Source organism: Autumnicola musiva (genome assembly GCF_031846585.1).
Taxonomy (GTDB): Bacteria; Bacteroidota; Bacteroidia; order Flavobacteriales; family Flavobacteriaceae; genus Autumnicola; species Autumnicola musiva.
The window spans coordinates 22,329-41,041 of record NZ_JAVRHK010000017.1; the positions used below are offsets into that span (position 1 = coordinate 22,329).

At 38.5% G+C, this 18,713-nt stretch carries 15 protein-coding genes; 9 read left to right on the plus strand and 6 right to left on the minus strand.

Annotation, left to right across the window (positions count from 1 at the left end):
- Positions 1 to 13 precede the first annotated feature (13 nt).
- The 5 genes from pyrR (at position 14) to RM539_RS16665 (ending at position 3,523) form a co-directional block, all read left to right on the plus strand.
- Positions 14 to 553 carry a bifunctional pyr operon transcriptional regulator/uracil phosphoribosyltransferase PyrR gene (pyrR, locus tag RM539_RS16645; RefSeq protein ID WP_311504550.1) on the plus strand — a complete coding sequence of 180 codons (540 nt, stop codon included), beginning with the start codon at positions 14 to 16 and terminating at the stop codon, positions 551 to 553.
- Between the two features lie 7 nt (positions 554 to 560).
- Positions 561 to 1,493, plus strand: a complete 933-nt coding sequence (locus RM539_RS16650; RefSeq protein WP_311504551.1) for an aspartate carbamoyltransferase catalytic subunit — start codon at positions 561 to 563, stop codon at positions 1,491 to 1,493.
- Positions 1,494 to 1,548: 55 nt separating this feature from the next.
- A complete protein-coding gene (locus tag RM539_RS16655) occupies positions 1,549 to 1,881 on the plus strand; it encodes a ribonuclease Z (protein ID WP_311504552.1) in 333 nt (110 codons plus the stop codon).
- A gap of 45 nt (positions 1,882 to 1,926) precedes the next feature.
- Positions 1,927 to 2,835, plus strand: a complete 909-nt coding sequence (locus RM539_RS16660) for a ribonuclease Z (protein WP_311504553.1) — start codon at positions 1,927 to 1,929, stop codon at positions 2,833 to 2,835.
- A 181-nt stretch (positions 2,836 to 3,016) separates the two neighbouring features.
- The gene (locus RM539_RS16665; protein WP_311504554.1) at positions 3,017 to 3,523 is read left to right on the plus strand and encodes a CAP domain-containing protein; all 507 of its coding nucleotides are present in this window, start codon (positions 3,017 to 3,019) and stop codon (positions 3,521 to 3,523) included.
- A 280-nt stretch (positions 3,524 to 3,803) separates the two neighbouring features.
- Here RM539_RS16665 and RM539_RS16670 read toward each other — a convergent pair whose 3' ends face one another.
- From RM539_RS16670 to RM539_RS16690, 5 genes are all read right to left on the minus strand, one after another.
- Entirely contained in the window at positions 3,804 to 5,678 is a 1,875-nt protein-coding gene (locus RM539_RS16670) for an OmpA family protein (RefSeq protein ID WP_311504555.1), read from the minus strand.
- A 14-nt stretch (positions 5,679 to 5,692) separates the two neighbouring features.
- Positions 5,693 to 6,589 (minus strand): PorP/SprF family type IX secretion system membrane protein, encoded by an 897-nt coding sequence (locus RM539_RS16675; protein WP_311504556.1) that lies wholly within the window; start codon positions 6,587 to 6,589, stop codon positions 5,693 to 5,695.
- A gap of 12 nt (positions 6,590 to 6,601) precedes the next feature.
- Positions 6,602 to 11,974 (minus strand): HYR domain-containing protein, encoded by a 5,373-nt coding sequence (locus RM539_RS16680; RefSeq protein WP_311504557.1) that lies wholly within the window; start codon positions 11,972 to 11,974, stop codon positions 6,602 to 6,604.
- Positions 11,975 to 12,024: 50 nt separating this feature from the next.
- Positions 12,025 to 12,531: a hypothetical protein gene (locus RM539_RS16685; RefSeq protein WP_311504558.1), complete on the minus strand. Its 507-nt coding sequence runs from the start codon at positions 12,529 to 12,531 to the stop codon at positions 12,025 to 12,027.
- 417 nt (positions 12,532 to 12,948) lie between these two features.
- Positions 12,949 to 13,332, minus strand: a complete 384-nt coding sequence (locus RM539_RS16690; RefSeq protein WP_311504559.1) for a hypothetical protein — start codon at positions 13,330 to 13,332, stop codon at positions 12,949 to 12,951.
- Positions 13,333 to 13,718: 386 nt separating this feature from the next.
- Here RM539_RS16690 and pdxH point away from each other — a divergent pair, with 386 nt between their 5' ends.
- The 4 genes from pdxH to RM539_RS16710 are packed head-to-tail and all read left to right on the plus strand — an operon-like array spanning position 13,719 to position 17,868.
- On the plus strand, positions 13,719 to 14,363 hold the full coding sequence (gene pdxH, locus RM539_RS16695) for a pyridoxamine 5'-phosphate oxidase (RefSeq protein WP_311504560.1): 645 nt from the start codon (positions 13,719 to 13,721) through the stop codon (positions 14,361 to 14,363).
- A gap of 3 nt (positions 14,364 to 14,366) precedes the next feature.
- Positions 14,367 to 14,852: a SixA phosphatase family protein gene (locus RM539_RS16700; protein ID WP_311504561.1), complete on the plus strand. Its 486-nt coding sequence runs from the start codon at positions 14,367 to 14,369 to the stop codon at positions 14,850 to 14,852.
- A 5-nt stretch (positions 14,853 to 14,857) separates the two neighbouring features.
- Positions 14,858 to 16,960 carry a polyphosphate kinase 1 gene (gene ppk1, locus RM539_RS16705; RefSeq protein ID WP_311504562.1) on the plus strand — a complete coding sequence of 701 codons (2,103 nt, stop codon included), beginning with the start codon at positions 14,858 to 14,860 and terminating at the stop codon, positions 16,958 to 16,960.
- Positions 16,957 to 17,868 carry a Ppx/GppA phosphatase family protein gene (locus RM539_RS16710; RefSeq protein ID WP_311504563.1) on the plus strand — a complete coding sequence of 304 codons (912 nt, stop codon included), beginning with the start codon at positions 16,957 to 16,959 and terminating at the stop codon, positions 17,866 to 17,868. Before ppk1 ends, RM539_RS16710 begins: the two co-directional genes overlap by 4 nt.
- A gap of 260 nt (positions 17,869 to 18,128) precedes the next feature.
- On the opposite strand, the gene RM539_RS16715 is transcribed toward RM539_RS16710, so the two are convergent.
- On the minus strand, positions 18,129 to 18,713 hold the full coding sequence (locus RM539_RS16715; protein ID WP_311504564.1) for a MiaE family protein: 585 nt from the start codon (positions 18,711 to 18,713) through the stop codon (positions 18,129 to 18,131).

An 18,713-nucleotide genomic window follows, 5' to 3' on the forward strand; every position in this document is an offset into this window, starting at 1 on the left:
CTTAAGAGAAAATATGAGTCAGAAAGTCTTATTGAATTCAAAAGAAATAGACATCATATTACATCGTTTGGCCTGCCAGCTGGTGGAGAACCATACCGATTTTAAAGAAACCATACTTATTGGTATCCAGCCCCGTGGAGTATATCTTGCCGCGAGAATTGAAAAAATATTAAAAAAAGAATACCAGATAAGCGATATCAAAAATGGCCAGCTGGATATTACCTTTTACCGGGACGACTTCAGGAGAAGTAATAAACCTCTTGAAGCAAATAAAACAAAAATAGATTTTGTGGTGGAAGATAAACGGGTGGTGTTTATAGATGATGTGCTTTACACCGGAAGAAGCATTAGAAGTGCTTTAACCGCAATACAATCCTTTGGCCGACCCAGAGAAATTGAATTACTCACTCTTATAGACAGAAGGTTTAGCAGGCATTTACCCATTCAGCCAGATTATAACGGGAGGCAGGTTGATGCCATAAATGAAGAAAAAGTAAAAGTAAACTGGAAAGAAAACGAAGGTGAAGATATAGTTTACCTGATTTCAAAATAAGCAGAAAATGAGCAGTGAATTAAGTGTAGATCACTTATTGGGGATAAAATATCTTAACAGGCAGGATATTGAACTTATTTTTAAGACTGCCGATCATTTTAAAGAAGTGATTAACAGGCCCATCAAAAAAGTCCCTTCGCTTCGGGATATAACCATTGCCAATCTTTTTTTTGAAAACAGCACCCGTACCAGGCTTTCCTTTGAACTTGCAGAGAAACGCCTGAGTGCCGATGTAATAAACTTTTCGGCGGCATCTTCTTCAGTAAAAAAAGGAGAAACACTTATAGACACCGTTAATAATATACTTTCCATGAAAGTGGATATGGTGGTAATGCGGCATCCAAATCCCGGGGCGGGAATTTTCCTTTCTAAACATGTTAATGCCCGGATAATCAATGCAGGGGACGGGGCTCATGAACACCCTACCCAGGCATTGCTGGACTCTTATTCCATCAGGGAAAAATTAGGTGGGGTAAAAGGAAAAAAGGTGGTTATTGTGGGTGATATTCTGCATAGTCGGGTAGCACTTTCTAATATTTTCGCTTTAAGGCTTCAGGGGGCGCAGGTAAAAGTTTGCGGCCCAAGAACTTTAATGCCCAAACATATCGAATCTCTGGGAGTAGAAGTAGAGACTAATATGAAAAAAGCTTTGGAATGGTGCGATGTGGCCAACATGCTTCGGGTACAAAATGAGAGAATGGAAATTAGCTATTTTCCCAGTACGAGGGAATATACCCAGCAATATGGTCTGAACAAGAAAATGCTGGATAGCCTTGACAGGAAAATTGTAATTATGCATCCCGGACCAATTAACAGGGGAGTGGAAATTACCAGTGATGTGGCAGATTCTGACCAGGCTATTATCCTGGATCAGGTTCAAAACGGAGTTGCTGTGAGAATGGCAGTAATCTACCTTTTAGCTTCTAAAATAAAACAATAAATACCTGAGGCTTTCCTTCTTCTTTGTTAACTTTAAAGTTAGAAAAAGAAAAATTATGAAAACAACAGAGAAAGATAAGTACCTGCTCATTGAAAATGATCAGGATTCTCTTACAGAATTTGCATCTGTGCTTACCCGGGAACATGCAGTCTTTGAAGATAAAAATGTTATTGTAGATTTAAAAAAATATGATGAATTGCAATTGCAGGATTTACTTGGTTTTTTAGAATTATCAAATACGCACCGGCAGCATAAAAAATCTTTTGTTATTGTGAACAATGCCTTACATGCCGATAAAATTCCGGATGAACTATTTGTTGCCCCCACCTTGCCGGAAGCAGAAGATATTGTTCAAATGGAAGAGATAGAGCGTGATTTGGGCTTTTAAAGTTTCATCCTCTATATTATGCAATAGGTTAAATTTTTCCTTTTCATGAAACTTACCATCCTTGGCTGTTATGCAGCCACGCCCAGATCTTTTACAAACCCTACTTCACAGGTTCTGGAAATTAAAAATCATATTTTTCTAATTGATTGTGCTGAAGGTACTCAGGTAGAGTTGAGGAGGAATAAAATTAAATTCTCTAAAATTCAGCATATTTTTATATCTCATCTTCATGGAGATCATTGTTTTGGACTGGTGGGGCTTATATCTACATTCCGGTTGCTTAACCGGGAAACAGAACTTCATGTCTATGGCCCAAAAGGAATAAAAGAAATCATAACACTACAGCTGAAGTTATCTAATTCCTGGACCAATTATGCTCTTTATTTTCATGAATTAGAAAGTAAATCTCCGGAATTGATCTATGAAGATGATAAAGTTACAGTGGAGACGATACCGCTTAATCACCGTATCTATACCAATGGATTTCTTTTTAAAGAAAAACCGGGAGATAGGAAATTGTTAATAGACAAAGCCGTTAAGTACAACATTGATGTCAGCCTCTATAAAAGTCTGAAAAAAGGCAAGGATGTAAGATCTGAAAATGGTGAGTTAATCTCAAATGCGGCGGTAACAGCCAATCCTCCTGCGCCTAAGAGTTATGCTTACTGTAGTGATACTGTATTTAGCCCGGGGATTATACCGCAACTTAAAAATACCACAGTACTTTATCATGAGTCCACATTTCTTGAAGACAAGAAAGATCTGGCAGCACCTACTAAACATTCCACTGCCAAACAGGCGGCTACCATAGCCAAAGAAGCTGGAGTGGGAAAGCTTCTCCTGGGCCACTATTCCACCCGCTACTCTAATATCAATCTTTTTAAAGAAGAAGCCACGGAAGTTTTTTCAAAAACAGAGCTGTCAGATGACGGAAAAGTTTTTGTCTTCGATTAAGCATGTAGTGCTTTAACTTTCCTACATATTTACAGGTATTACTACTTTGAATTCATTTATTTGTAAGATTTCTCCTATTGATTTGTTAAATATTTTATGATTTCGATCTTCATCAACCTCCTTTAATGTTGTTTATCGATTTTATATGTATTTTAACCCTCCCAAATCTTAATAACAACTTATGTTCAAAAGAGCTTTACGTTTTGTTATGGTACTATATTGTACTATATCATTAGTGTCCTGCAGCAAAAAGAGTATTGAGGAGGAAGTAAAATCCTACGATCAGGTAGCAGAAAATAAAATTTCCTACAATTATACTGAGGTAGAACTGGAAATTTTAGAAAGAATCAATGCTTACCGAACTAAATTAGGCTTAGGAAAACTTAATGTTCTGCATGAAGTTTCTGTTGAGGCAGAAAACCACACCGAATATATGATTTCTAAAGGGGAGGTAAGTCATGATAATTTTCCCGTTCGTTACGGTAATTTGGTAAATAAAGTGGGGGCCCGAGAGGTGAGTGAAAATGTAGCTTTTGGATATCACACTGCAGATGCAGTTGTTAAGGCCTGGACGAAGAGCGAAGGGCATCGCTTGAATATTGAAGGAGAACATACTCATTTTGGTATATCTGTAAAGGAAGATAGCGAAGGGAAAAATTACTATACTAATATTTTTATAACCAGGTAAGTATTTTCATTTACTATTTCAGCGCTTATTAACTATGTTTTGATTCAAAATAAGTTATTGATTTTTCATTATATTCATACTGGAACGTTAGTAAGATTTTAATGAAAATGAAGGATTTCTACAATAAGGAAAATAAGAAAATCACCGGGCTGAGCCTGGCAATTATACTATTTATACTAATTTTTTTAAAGTTCCTCTTCGGTTAGATTCATTTTAAAAAATAAAAAAGGTCCGGAAGCGATTCCGAACCTTCTTTTAAGAACAATTTGAATATGTATTTTTAATCTCCCATGCGAACCACTTCAAAAAGTGCCCGCCGGTTAAGCTGATGCTGCTCCCTTGTACATCTTTCGCACTCTATGGCGGGTTGGTTTTCCCCATAACCTTTAAAAGATTCTATACGGTTTTCATCTATGCCATTATTAACAAGATACTCGTAGGTGGACCTGGCTCTTCTTTCTGCCAGAATATCATTATATGCATTAGTTCCCCTTTTATCGGTATGGGCACCTATGGCAATCACCATCTCAGGATATTCATTAGTCATTAAATCAACTAATTTATCCAGTTCCCTTGCGGCGTCGGGCCTGATGTTATATTTATCGAAATCAAAATAAATAGTATCAATTTCTGCCAGATATTCCAGATCATTTACCGGTTGTAGTTGAATGTTATAGACAAGAGTGTCTTTGTCATCCGAATTGCGTGTATCTACAGTCCCGGTGAAAGTCTGGTATTCAATTTCTTTAGCCTCTATCGGAAATGTAGCATCCCGGTCTATCGGTGTCATAAAATTACCATCTTCGTCTGTTTCCATAAAAGCTAATTGTTTATTGGTGCTGTCCATTAGTCTTACCGTAGCCTTTGCTATGGGTTTTTCATTTACAGCATCTGTAACAGTGCCTTTCAGAATAAGTGGATTAAGCTGATTAAAGCTATAAATATCATCACTTTTGCCGTCACGATTAGATGAAATATAACCTCTATTATTAGTAGACATTTTAAAAAAAGCAAAATCATCAAGATTGCTGTTTATTGGTTCTCCGAGATTTTCTACTTCTGCTGCTTCATCCTTAAGATCAATTCTGAAGATATCCATTAATCCTAACCCGGCATGACCGGTAGAGGAGAAATAGAGCGTGCTGTCTTTATCCACAAAAGCAAAACTTTCTTCCCGCTCAGTATTAATTTTTTCTCCCAGGTTTTGAGGAGATTCATAGGTGCCATCCGGATTAATATTGACCATGTACAGGTCGCTTCCCCCATTTCCGCCAGGCATATCTGAAGTGAAATAAAGTATTGTTCCATCAGGGGAAAGTGCAGGATGGCCTACGGAATATGAATTATCGTTAAATGGCAATTCTTCAACATTGCTCCAGGTACTATTGGTTAAAGTTGCTTTATAGATTTTTAAATTATTGGTAGCCTCTTTGTCACGTTTGCCTTCTTTATTTCCAACGTAATTATTACGATTAAAATATGCCGATTTTCCGTCGGGAGAAATTACCATTGGGCCGTCGTGTAACCTGGTATTTATTTCTCCTGAAACAGGAGAAATTATCATATTTGTGGAATCCGTTTGATAAACATCCAGAAAAGGTTCACCGTTCCAGGAATAAATCCTGTCTTTTTCAGCCACAGCTTCAGCCCTTGCAGAAACAAAATATAAGATTCCTTCTTTTTCAAAAGTGCCAAAGTCACTAACTTCTGAATTGAAATCGGTTTTTTTTAGCTTATAAGTAGTTTTCGGCTCATATTCGTCTTTTTCAAGCGTTTCTTCAGCACTTACTGAAGTTGCCCCGGTTTCCAAATATTTTTTTAACCAATCCCTGGATTCCTGGTATCTTTTTGTTCCTCTTAAGGCCTGGGCGTATTTGTAGTAATATTCCGCAGAAATCCCGCTGCTGTCTATCACATCTCCGTAGTAAAAAACGGCATTTTCAGGACTTCTCAATTTCATATAAGCGTCGCCAAGCTTTAAGCTATTTTCCTGAAAATTATAATTGTTTTCAATAAGCTCCTTGTAAACATTTGTTGCCTCCAAATAAGCAAGATTATTGAATAATTTATCAGCTCTTTTCTGCTTTCCGTATTGCGCATGGCCTGCGGAACAAATTAGAAGCAGAAGTATAAAATATTGGTATTTTTTCATCATAAACCGGGTTTATATTAGAAAAATCTAGGTGATTTGTAACGTGTATTCTGAAATCTGAATTCATAGATTAACAGGATTTCATGTGAGCCCGAAGTGTAAGGCCGAATATCTGATATTGAATATTCATAGGCATAACCTGCCCTAAAGCCATCAAAAATTTCTACATCCATAAATGCTCCAACCGCATCGTCTATCCTGTAATTAGCCCCCAGATAAAATCGCTCATTAAAAATTGCAGTAGCAGAAAGGTCTACGGATAAGGGAGCTCCTTCGGTCATTTTAAATAAAGCAGTTGGCCTGAATTTCATATTATCGCTCACATTAAAAACGTAACCCCCGGTTAAATAATAATGAACCTGTTCCAAAGCCCGGAATTCTTCAAGCCTGTTGTTATCCTTATTAATAAGTTTTGGAGCTGAAAGTCCTATATACCAATCCTGCGCTGAAAGATAAAAACCCACCCCAAAGTTTGGTGTCCAACGGTTGAAGTTGTCCTGAAAGAAAGGATCTTCGCCCCCCGTTGGATCATTCAGGCCGTAGTAATATGCGCCGGCTTTTAACCCCATTCTAAGGGAGACTGCCTGGCTAAGATCTATTCGGTAGGAAAAATCTCCATATACATAGGTGGTGTTTTCATCTCCAATTTTATCATTAATTATTGAAAGTCCCAGCCCTATTTTGTCATTTTCTAGGGGAGAGTTTACAGAAAGGGTTTGCGTAACAGGAGCACCTTCAACGCCCACCCATTGATTCCTGTTTAAAGCAGTTATGGAAAACCCATCCCTGCTTCCTGCATAAGCCGGGTTAATAGAAATGGTGTTATACATATACTGCGTGAATTGAGGGAGCTGCTGCGCAAAAGCATGTGAGGCGACAAGCAAGACAATTATAGTTAGATAAACTTTTTTCATGGTTTCCCTTTTTTATTTTGTTCCTAGATAGATGTAACCTTGAATGGGTTCAAATCCGCTATTCCTTATTTCAAGGACGTAGAAATATGTTCCCGCGGGTAGTTGATTGGAGCTGGTGAAAGAATTGGTGGCAAAACCATCCCAGTTGTTTTGATAATCTTTTGCTTCAAAGACTTTGGCACCCCAGCGGTTGAAAATTTTAACGTCATAAACAAAATCGCATTCATTTTCAATATCAATTTCAAAATAGTCGTTGATACGATCATTGTTTGGCGTAACTGCTTTGGTAATGCTTTCTCTAATATCTCCAATACTACAAGGTAATACCACACAATCATCATTTATTGAAACAATTACTTCTGTAGTAGAAGGACACAGTCCTTCAGTTTCATATCTAAAAGTATAAGTACCTACTTCCAGCTGAGCAGGATCAATTATCCCCTGATCCAATGCTCCTGTATTTTCAGCATCTATCCATGTTCCTGAAGGATCATAATCGCCAATCAGTAAATCAAAAAGATCAAACATAGAGTCCTCAATACAGAGATCTATTGTGGTGGTTTCAATTACGGCAGCAACCGGTTCATTTATAATCACTGAGGTTGCTTCAGAAACCTGGCCGAATTCATCCATTGCTGTTACCTGGTAGGTCCCCGGAGCGACCTGGTTAAAAGTTCCGCTGGTTTGATAGTTTTCACCATCAATACTATAGGTTAGTCCTTCAATTATATCTACAAGGATAGTTCCTGTAGGCTCTGCGCAGATAGCATCTACAATGGTCACAACCGGCGCTTCCGGAGCGGGAGGAGTGGTATCGGGTTCCTCTTCCACAGTTACCGTAAAGCTACACTCTGCATTATTGCCGGCGGCATCAGTAGCGGTATAAGTGATTGTTGTTGTACCAACCGGGAACTGCGATCCTGAAAACGGTCCGGCAGTCTGTTCTACAGTCACTTCACAATTATCAGTTGCGGTGGCCTCTTCAAAATTAACCACAGCAAAAGATTCCCCTTCTTCAGTAGATACAGTAATGTTAGAAGGACAGTTGATCACCGGAGCCTCATTATCTTCCACAGTGATGGTGAAAGTAGTGGTGGCGGTATTGCCATTATTATCGGTAGCAGTATAAGTTACCGTAGTTGTTCCGGTTGGGAATTCTTCGCCGGGATCAAGCCCTTCGATAAGTTCCACGCTTTCTATTTGACAATTATCGGTAGCTGTAGGAGTTTGGTAATCCACAACAGCACCACAAATGCCTGCATCGGTATCTACAGTGATATCCTCCATATCTTCAATTACCGGAGCCTGGTCATCAGAAATTGTTACCGTAAAGCTGCATTCTGCAATATTTCCGGCTTCATCTGTCACGGTAAAACTTACGGTTGTAGTTCCCACAGGGAATATTTCTCCTGAAGCAGGTCCGGCGGTTTGTTCTACGGAAACATTTTCATTATTATCTAAAACTTGAGGCATTTCAAATTCTACCACGGCACCACAAATACCGGCCTCTGCATTTTCAGAAATATCTGATGGACAGCTCAGCTCAGGAGCTTCGTTATCTTCCACAGTTACCGTAAAGCTACACTCTGCATTATTGCCGGCGGCATCAGTAGCGGTATAAGTGATTGTTGTTGTACCAACCGGGAACTGTGCTCCTGAAACAGGGCCAGCAGTTTGTTCCACGGTAACCGAACATTTATCAGTGGCGGTAGCGTCTTCAAAATCAACTACAGCATACGCTTCACCTTCCTCAGTAGCAACAGTGATGCTCTCCTGGCAAACAATTACCGGAGCCTCATTATCTTCCACGGTGACGGTGAAAGTAGTGGTGGCTGTATTTCCTGCATTATCGGTAGCGGTGTAAGTTACCGTAGTTGTTCCGGTTGGGAATTCTTCACCGGGAGCAAGTCCTTCGGTGAGTTCCACGCTTTCTATTTGACAATTATCGGTAGCTGTAGGAGTTTGGTAATCCACAATAGCACCACAAATGCCTGCATCGGTATCTACAGTGATATCCTCCATATCTTCAATTACCGGAGCCTGGGTATCTATAACTTTTATTACCTGTGTACATGTTGCAGTATTTCCAGCAGTATCGGTTACTGTCCATGTTACTACAGTTTCACCAATGCTGAAGTTATCAGGAGCATCATTAGTAAAAATTAATTCCGATTCAGCAGTACAATTATCAGTAGCAGCCGGAATTCCAAGATCAATATTTGAAGCCTCACAACTGGCATTATCTGCAGCTACTTCCATTTGGTCAGAAGCACATGTAGTAAAGCTTGGGGCGGTGGTGTCATCTTCAGCAGGTACAGTAATATTAATATTTATCTGGCATACCCCATTACTGATTGTTAACTGGTAGGTACCTGAAGGAAGATTAGCAAAAACCCCATTGTTGTGAGTAAATTCTCCTTCGGAATTTGCCAAAGTATAAGTTAGTCCGTTTTCAACTGCGATTTCCAATTCTCCATTACTCTGTCCACAGAGTGTGCCGGTGACGGAAAGGATTTCCGGTTGTGCAGGAGTTTCCGGCTGTTCTTCAATAATAACTGAGGTTGCTTCAGAAATACATCCATCTTCGTTTCTGGCAAGTACGTAATAAGTTCCGGCAGCAAGATCAGCGAAAGTTGCAGCATTTTGAAAATTATTTCCATCGATACTATATGCAAATCCTTCCGCAGTATTTACAGAAAAAGATCCCGTAGCAATCTCACAGGTTGGCTGGATAATTTCAGCAACTACAGGTGTGGCAGGAGCATTTGGTTGTTCTTTGATAATAAATATTTCAGATACTTCTTCACAATCCTCATTGGAAACTTTAATACTATAGCTGCCCGGAGCCACATCATTAAAATTGCCATTTTCATAGGTATAGGTTGTAGCCTCACCCTCCTGATTTAGCAAAACATAGTTGAGATTATCTTCATTATTTTCAATAGATATGCTTCCACTGGCCAACTCACAATCTGGTTGAGTAACAGAAATTACCGGAGTTGCGGGGGCACCTTCATTTTCGTTAATAGTAAGAGTTGGAGAGACAGGTTTGCAATCAATATTAGAAGCCTGGATCCTATAAGTGCCGGGGGCAACGTTGTTAAACTGTCCGTCTTGATACTCATATCCTGTAGCCACACCATTTTCGTTCAAAAGCGTGTAAGAAATATCGGCAGAGGGATTTTCAACAGCAATGATTCCAAAAGGTTGCTCACACGTAGATTGTTGAACAATTACAGCTTCAGGATTGGCAATAACTGTTACAGTTAAGGTAGCTTTGTTAGGGCTAATACAACTGTTTGATGCTCCTTCAGCAACGTAATAGGTAAATTCCCCTGCCACGGAGGTACCAGGGATAATAGATTCCTGCGGGGCGGCATCTTCAGATTCATAGTAGAAAAGCTGGTACGCCGGATTGCCTGGCTGAGCGGTAAGCGGCTGAGCTTCAGAATTAATACAATATTCAATATTTTCCGTCTGGGGTACTGAAGTTATATTATTCACTTCTATACTAAAGGGAATATAGCAATTTTGAGTTCCCGGCAGCACTGCATAATAATCAGCAGAAACATTAGGAAAAGGATTACTAATATTGAATTCCGTAGAATTTGCTGTTACAGGAAATTCATTATAAAAACGCGTTCCCACCGGGAAAGCGGAATTCACATCGGTAATAGGAATAGGATTTTCCCTGTTGCAGTAGATAAATACGTTTTCTTCAGGAGTATCCCCACAATTATCCTGGATATATTGAGTGGCATCTATGGAAACACTCAGGGGTGAGGAAATAGGTTCTCCTTCGCAGGAGCCGTCATCATTATAGCCCTGGATTAGATCTTTGTTACTAACTTCTATTCCTGTTATTGCACCTTTTCCGCTTAGCGTTCCGTTAAACATTATATTGTATCCATCCCCGCAGCTGGAGCTCTTCAGGATAGAACAATCTTCGGTTATTCTGAAAGAAAGACTAATATCGGCCAGAACGGTATTTGTATTTTCGGGTACAGGAATAGTTCCAATATCCCAGATAACAGAACCCGTTGCGCCTAAAGAAGGGTCATAAGTTACATTGTTGGGAGAAGGGGAGGGAGAAAAGTAAATATTTTTTTCTGCCGAAGAATTGATGTATTCCACATTGTAAGCAACAGGAATAACCAGTCTCGCATTTTCTATGGGCTCGTTGCCTTTATTTTTAATTTCAACTTTATAGGTGATTTCATCTCCGGGAAATCCTGAATAAGGAGCAGAAACATTCTGTCCATTAATTTCTTCTATAGTACTTAAGCCTTCAATATCGGGGGCATATGCATCTACAGACATTACAAGATTGAAAATAACATACGTGTCCCGGGTAGAACCATAACGGAATTTTGTGGAAGACTGGTTATTTCCAACTACACTATTGTTAGGGTTTGGAATATTAAACATACTAATGTCCAGACCGGTGTTATTAACAAGTAGGGGATCCCGGTTGCCTTCAGTTACTATGGAAGAATTGAAGAAATTATTAGTAGAATTACCACTGTGGCTTAAATTTATCCATGTATTATCGCTATTTTTCTGAATTTCAAAGTAATCTCCACTAATGTCCCTGTCACCTTCGCCAGCCATTAGACCAAGCTTCATGTTCACGTCCCCGTTTTGTGCAGTATTGAAACCGGAAACAGGAAGTTCATAATTTGTCACCACGTTGCCTTCCACGTAAGCGTAGCCATCAAAAACAGTAACATCCCTAAGGTCCATTCTGGAATTTTCGTAAATAATAACCATGCCCCAGCCGCCATAGAAGCCGGTTGCTCCACCGTTTCCTTCAGTTAAGGCCATATCTGCCACCCAATAATCACCTGTTCCTCCGTTTCTTACAAGGTCTGTTACCTCGCTATAGGCAACATAGATATTATCTTCACCGGGAAACCTAATATCTGAAGAGTTAGCTGTAATACTTTGATAAGAGCCATTGGGAGCCTTAAATTTAACCGACTGTTTTTCGGCATCTGCAAAGTTGTTTTTCGTCCTTCCGGTCCAGTATAATCCGGCATAGATTACATTTGAACATTCAGGATTTGCATCATTTTCGGTAGAAAAATTAAGTTCTGCCTTAGATGAATTATGGGTTTGCGGGTCTCCATCTTCATCCACTTCCCGCATCAGGCTATTACTATTATTTTCGTCTTCTTCATAATATTGAAGCGTCATATTGGTATTCCCAATCATGGTAAAATCCCCGTGGATATTATAAACCTTTTTTGAAGGTGAATACTGGGAAGTACGCTGTGTAAAATCCTTACTAACCTGTGCATTTGCACTACCGGCTAAGGTCAGCAGCAGTATAGTTAAGAACATAAAGAATTTAGCAGATAAGCTGCAGTAGTAGTTTTTTTCCATAACTTCTTAATTAAAATATGGCAAGAATTATCTTTATCTGTTTCGAAATACTATTGTGGTGTAGTCACCAGATAAAATACGGTAATGTTTTTAGTGCTTCTGAAGATTTGCTCCACCTGGGAAGCTGTGCAGGTGCCGGTGCATTCAACAAAAATATAACTCAGACTATTAAAACTGCTTAATTCAGAAAGATCAAGTAATCCTGAAATGTTATTCACCTGTGGTAATTCAAGAGTTAAAAGCTCCACAGAATTAAAAATTGGATTTGTGCCAGTGAGCACATTCCACGAATCCGGTGTTACACGAAGCACGAGCGGATTTTCTTCTTGGTAGGATTTTATTGATTGATCTTTTACAAAAATAGTAGGATTAAGATCATATATAAGGGACCTGACTTTTTCAGTTTGTGCCACATCAAATAAAGTACCTGCTTTCCCTGCTGTATTCAGGATTTGATCCAGGTTATACGCCTTATAGTTTTGTGCAGATGAGGAAAAAGGAATCAAAAAGAAGAGAAATAACCATCCCATTAAAACAGAAATAGTAGTAATTTTCATATATAATAGATTTGTGACCTTCAAAAATTTAAAATGTATTAAACCTCGAAATCCGTGGGCAGGATATGATCTAATTTAGCTGATTTTCATACCTGGTGAAAATTGGGGGTTTTCACCTTTAGTTTCCTAACATGGAATGTATTAAACGATTTTCAACGATGTAAAATTACCAGAATAACAGCCTTAAAAAAGTTTTTAAGAACTTATTAGATGTAATGCCATGTATATTCGTTCAACAACAATATTTCCATTTTTAGGTGTAAAAGAGGTGAGAATTTGAGAGGGTAAATAAAATTTTCAGAATATTTTGAAGCTCTTAATACCCATGCTCCCTTTGTTGTCTAAAGGATTTATACGAAAATATGATTGAAAAAATTTGTAAGTAGTAGGGGGTTATGGGAGGCAAATAGAGGGATTCTATTTCAATTCATACATTATCATCCTGTGCTCTTCCTGTTCTACAAGAGGAAATTTTTCCAAATCTATTGAATAAATCCACCCTTCTTCTACAGTTTCAAATACGTCATAAGGAGAATTGGCGGTGTATCCAAGATCTTCCATGGCATATTGCAGCCAGGTTTTATAATTTGGAATATCCATGGGATTTTCATTTGCCGTCACTGTAAGGTGATCGTCAACAATGCTGATACTGAATTTTGAATTCTGGCCATTTTTAACTTCTCCTATGGAAATCCAATCACCTTCATCCATCTTGTAGATATCTATTCGGGTAAGATTTTCAGGATTAAAATCTACTGCATAAACGTTATGATTACGTTCATAGCTTTCCTTATTTGTCATTCCTGGCACAGAACAGCTTGTGCTTCCTGCCAGAAAAATCAGTAATAAAAAAAATATAGATAAATGGGCAGGATTCTTCCGGATCTTAAAAAATGGCTTATTCATTATACTACTTAATTTTAAAATATTCAAGCAGCAGGTTAAGTCATAATTAATTCCGAGGGGTGTAAGAATTAATTTTCAGCAATTTAAGAAGATTTATTCAACGGGATGAGTCTATATAACGTTTATAGATAAAATACCCTAAAATTAGATAAAATACACTGCTTTAACTTTTAGGTTGGTAGGAATAATAGATTTTCCTACTTATAGTTTCTGTCTACCTTAATGTGCAGGATTGATAGAAATCGTTGTAAAACTTGTAAATTGCGTAGAAATGATTTTGTATGGAAAAGAACCTTCAGGAATATAGAAAATCTTATGAAAGGGGAGAGCTGCTGGAAAATAGTATTCCTAAATTACCTTCTGCCTTATTTGAGAACTGGTTTCTTGCGGCAGAAGAATACCAGGTAGTGGAAGAGGTGAATGCGATGAACCTTTCTACTATTGGGGTAGATGGCTACCCTAAGAACAGGGTGGTGCTGTTAAAGAAATTTGATGAAAAAGGTTTTGTGTTTTTCACAAATTATAATTCTGAGAAAGGCATGGCTATTGAAAAAAATCCACATGTTTGCCTATCGTTTTTCTGGTCTGCCGTAGAGCGCCAGGTAATTATAAAAGGTATTGCTTCCAGAGTGTCTGAAGAAGAATCTACTACTTATTTTCATTCCAGGCCGCGGGGAAGTCAGTTGGGTGCTTTAGCTTCCCATCAGGGTGCAAAGATTGCCTCCAGACAGGTGCTGGAACAACGACTGAAGGAATTGGAAGAGGAATATAAGGGCCGTGAAATTCCGAAGCCGGAAGAATGGGGAGGATATCTGGTAGTGCCGGAAAGCTATGAATTCTGGCAGGGAAGGAAAAATCGTTTACATGACCGTATCCTCTACACCAGGTATAACAATAACTGGCAAATTGAACGTTTGGCACCTTAATTTATGAAGAGATTAATTTTAATAAGGCATGGTAAATCCTCCTGGAAAGAGAATCTGCCTGATCATAAGCGGCCTCTGAAAAAAAGAGGCTACCGGGATGGTGAAACTATTTCAAAAACCTTCCGGGAATTTTATACCGCTCCTGCTAGCTTTTGGAGCAGCCCGGCAGTGCGTGCTATGGAGACAGCAAAAATATTCCGGAAAAAACTGGAAGTGCCAGATGATCATTTCAAAATTGTAAAAGATCTTTATACCTTTAGTGAAGAACAGCTTTTGGAGGTAGTTAAAACCTGTCCGGATCATGTTGAAAAACTCGTGGTGTTTGGGCATAATCCGGCAATGACCAATCTGGTAAACCGGCTGGGAGATAATCCTATAGATAATCTTCCCACCACCGGACTTTGTGTGATAGATTTTGAAGAGGATAGCTGGCAAAATATTAAGAATGGAAAGACCATAATCACCTTATTACCTAAGAATTTGCGATAATCTATATGCAGAATAAAAAATATTTAAACCGGGAACTTAGTTGGCTTCAGTTTAATTCCAGGGTCCTTCAGGAAGCAGAAGATGAAACTGTTCCTTTAATTGAAAGGTTACGTTTCCTCGGGATTTTTTCCAACAATCTGGACGAATTCTTTAAAGTTAGATATGCTACAGTTAAGCGCATTGATCTTGCCGGTAAAACTGGAAAAAGTGAACTTGGAGGAATAAAAGCAAATAAATTGCTGGAGAAGATTACACAAATTGTAATCCGGCAACAGTCGGAAAGTCTAAAAATTTTAGACGATATCCAAACCCGTCTCAGGGACCATAACATCAATATTATTAAAGAAGATGAAGTTTCTGAATCCCAGCAGGATTATATCAGGAATTTCTTCCTTTCAAAGGTTAGTCCGGCGTTGGTAACTATCATTCTTAATGACCTTCCTGATATTCCAAGCTTAAAAGATAGCGCGGCATACCTGGCAGTAAAAATGGTGATGAAAGAGGAAGTGCCCAAACATGGTATTACCCAACTCATTGACAGATCGGTTAAAGAAAAGAAATATGTGCTAATCGAGATTCCCAGAAGTATTGAACGATTTGTAGTGCTTCCTGAAGAAAACGGGAAACAGTATATTATGCTGCTGGATGACCTGATAAGGTATAACCTGCATAGGATTTTCAATATTTTTGATTATGAGAGTATTACCGCTCATATGATAAAAATTACCCGGGATGCCGAACTGGATATTGACAGTGACCTGAGCAAAAGCTTTATAGATAAAATTTCCAGCAGCGTGAAGGATCGTATAAAAGGAGATCCCGTACGCTTTGTTTACGATATGAATATTGAAGAAGATACCCTTACTTATTTAATGAATAAAATGGGTATCGATTCTACAGATAGCATAATTCCCGGCGGAAGATATCATAATAGGAGGGATTATATGGATTTTCCAAGTGTGGGTTCCAAAGATCTTTATTATGAAGTTAAGGAGCCTTTGCCTATTCCGGGTTTAATTCTACAGGCAAGTCTTTTATCTGGAATTGCCAAAAAAGATTTCCTGCTTTACACTCCCTATCAAAGTTTTTCCTATACCGTGAAATTCCTTCGTGAAGCTGCTTTGGATCCAAAGGTAAAAACTATAAAAATCACCATATACAGGCTGGCAAAAATTTCCCATATTGCCAGTTCTCTTATAAATGCGGTGAAAAACGGTAAAAAAGTTACCGTGCAAATTGAACTTAGAGCAAGGTTTGATGAAGTAGCCAATATAAGGTATGCAGAACAAATGCAGCAGGAGGGGGTTAATCTTATCTTTGGTGTTCCCGGTTTAAAGGTGCATTGCAAAACCTGCTTAATAGAGCGGGAGGAGGAAGGAAAACTTAAGAGGTACGGATTTTTAAGTACGGGAAATTTTAATGAATCTACTTCCCGTGTTTACACAGATTATACTCTTTTTACCGCCAATCCTGAAATACTTAAAGAAGTAAATAAAGTTTTTGATTTTTTCGAAACAAATTATAAAGTAAGCAAATACAAACATTTGCTGGTTTCTCCACATTATACCAGGATTACCCTTATGAACCTTATTCAGAAGGAAATAGATTGCGCCAAAAAAGGTATTTATGCCGAAATTAAATTAAAGCTGAACAGCCTGTCCGATTATAAAATGATCGATAAACTTTACATGGCCAGCCAGGCGGGGGTAAAAATAAAACTGATTGTTCGGGGGATATGTTGCCTTATTCCTGGTGTTAAAGATATGAGCGAAAATATTGAAGCAATAAGTATTGTGGATAAATTCCTGGAACATCCAAGGGTTTATATTTTTGAAAATGCCGGAGATCCCAAAGTTTACATTTCTTCAGCAGACTGGATGACCAGGAATATGGATCAGCGGGTAGAGATTTCCTGTCCAGTTTATGATGAAGATATTAGGCAGGAAATACTGGATACATTTGAAATTAGCTGGAATGATAATGTAAAGGCACGGGTTTTTAATCCAGACAAGGAAAACATGTATCGAAAAAACAGCGAACCCGCCTTGCGCTCTCAATTTGCGCTTTATGATTATTATTTAAAGAAAATAGAAACAATAACAGAGTGATAATACAAAAAAAATACGCTGCAATAGATATAGGGTCCAATGCCGTAAGATTATTGGTTTCTACAATTACAGAGAAAGCAGGTAAAGAAACCAGTTTTAGAAAAACATCCCTAGTAAGGGTGCCAATTCGGTTAGGGGCTGATGTATTTCTTCATCAAAAAATTTCAGAAAATAATATTGCGAGAATGCTAGATACCATGCAGGCCTTTGATCTTTTAATGAAGTCTCATGGGGTTGAAAGGTATAAAGCCTGTGCTACTTCAGCTATGCGGGAAGCAGATAACGCGGAATGGGTAACCCAAAAAATCAGAGAAAAAACCGGCGTGGAAATCGAAATTATCGATGGCAGCCATGAAGCGGCAATTATCGCAGCTACAGATTTGCATGCGCTTATCCAAAATGATTGTAACTATTTGTATGTGGATGTTGGTGGGGGAAGTACAGAATACACACTTTACAGCAATGGCAAAACGGTTGCCTCAAAATCATTTAAGGTTGGAACTGTCCGGCTTCTAAACGATTTGGTTGAAAATAAAACCTGGAAAGAAATGGAAGCCTGGGTTAAAGATACTACCAGAGATTTTAAGGAAATAGATCTTATTGGTTCAGGTGGAAACATCAATAATATCTTTAAAACGAGTGGAAAGAAGGAAGGGAAACCTTTAAGCCTGGCATATTTAAAAAAATATGATGAATTGCTGAATTCCTATACCTATGAGGAGCGGATTACAGAGCTTGACCTTAAAAGTGATCGTGCCGATGTTATTATTCCTGCATCAAAAATTTATTTAAGATCGATGAAATGGGCAAAGGCACACAATATTTATGTTCCTAAAATTGGACTTTCTGACGGAATTATAAAGTCGCTTTATAATGAGGAAAAGGAAATTCAAAATGCTTCTGTTTAAAATCAGCAATTCCTTTCTTCATTTTTCAGCAAATGCTGAATTTAATTTGTTGTAAGGATTTGTATATAAACAGTTCATTTGGAGTAAACTGCTCCAGATGATACATGGAAATCGACATTGACCAAGATGATAATATTTATTTGAGCTTATTCCGGGAGTTTAGTTTTCTTCGGAAAATTTATTAAGATTTTCCCTTAAGACGTATAACAAGGAATCCAGGTTCAGCATGATGATTGGAAGTATTCCTACTTAAGCGCGTCTTACCCGTGAATGCTTTCGTTTTTGCCGAGCTCCTTTATGACTTCTGCTTCAAAATCAAGTAAATCCTGCCATTTCTGGTCTACTTCTTTACGGTCTTCTCCATATTGGCGGGCGAATTTAAGGAACATTGTATAATGGTTGGCTTCACTTACCATTAAACTGCGGTAGAATTCTGCCAGCTCTTTATCTTCCAGTTTTTCTGAAAGCAACCGGAATCGTTCACAACTTCTTGCTTCTATAAGCCCGGCTATCAAAAGTCTGTGAACCAGCTGCGTAGGCCTGCTGCCTCCTTTCGGAAAGTAATTTCGGAGTTGCAGTACATATTCATCCTTACGATCATACCCCATAACATATCCACGCTCCAGAATTCTATCATGCACCATTTTAAAGTGGCCCATTTCTTCCCGCGCCAGGGCAGTCATGGCCGTAACAAGTTCAGAATATTCAGGATAGGTTACAATTAGTGAAATTGCAGTAGAGGCTGCTTTCTGCTCACAATAGGCATGGTCAATGAGAATTTCATCAATATTTTTTTCAGCAATATCAACCCATCGTGGATCTGTAGGTAATTTTAATCCTAGCAT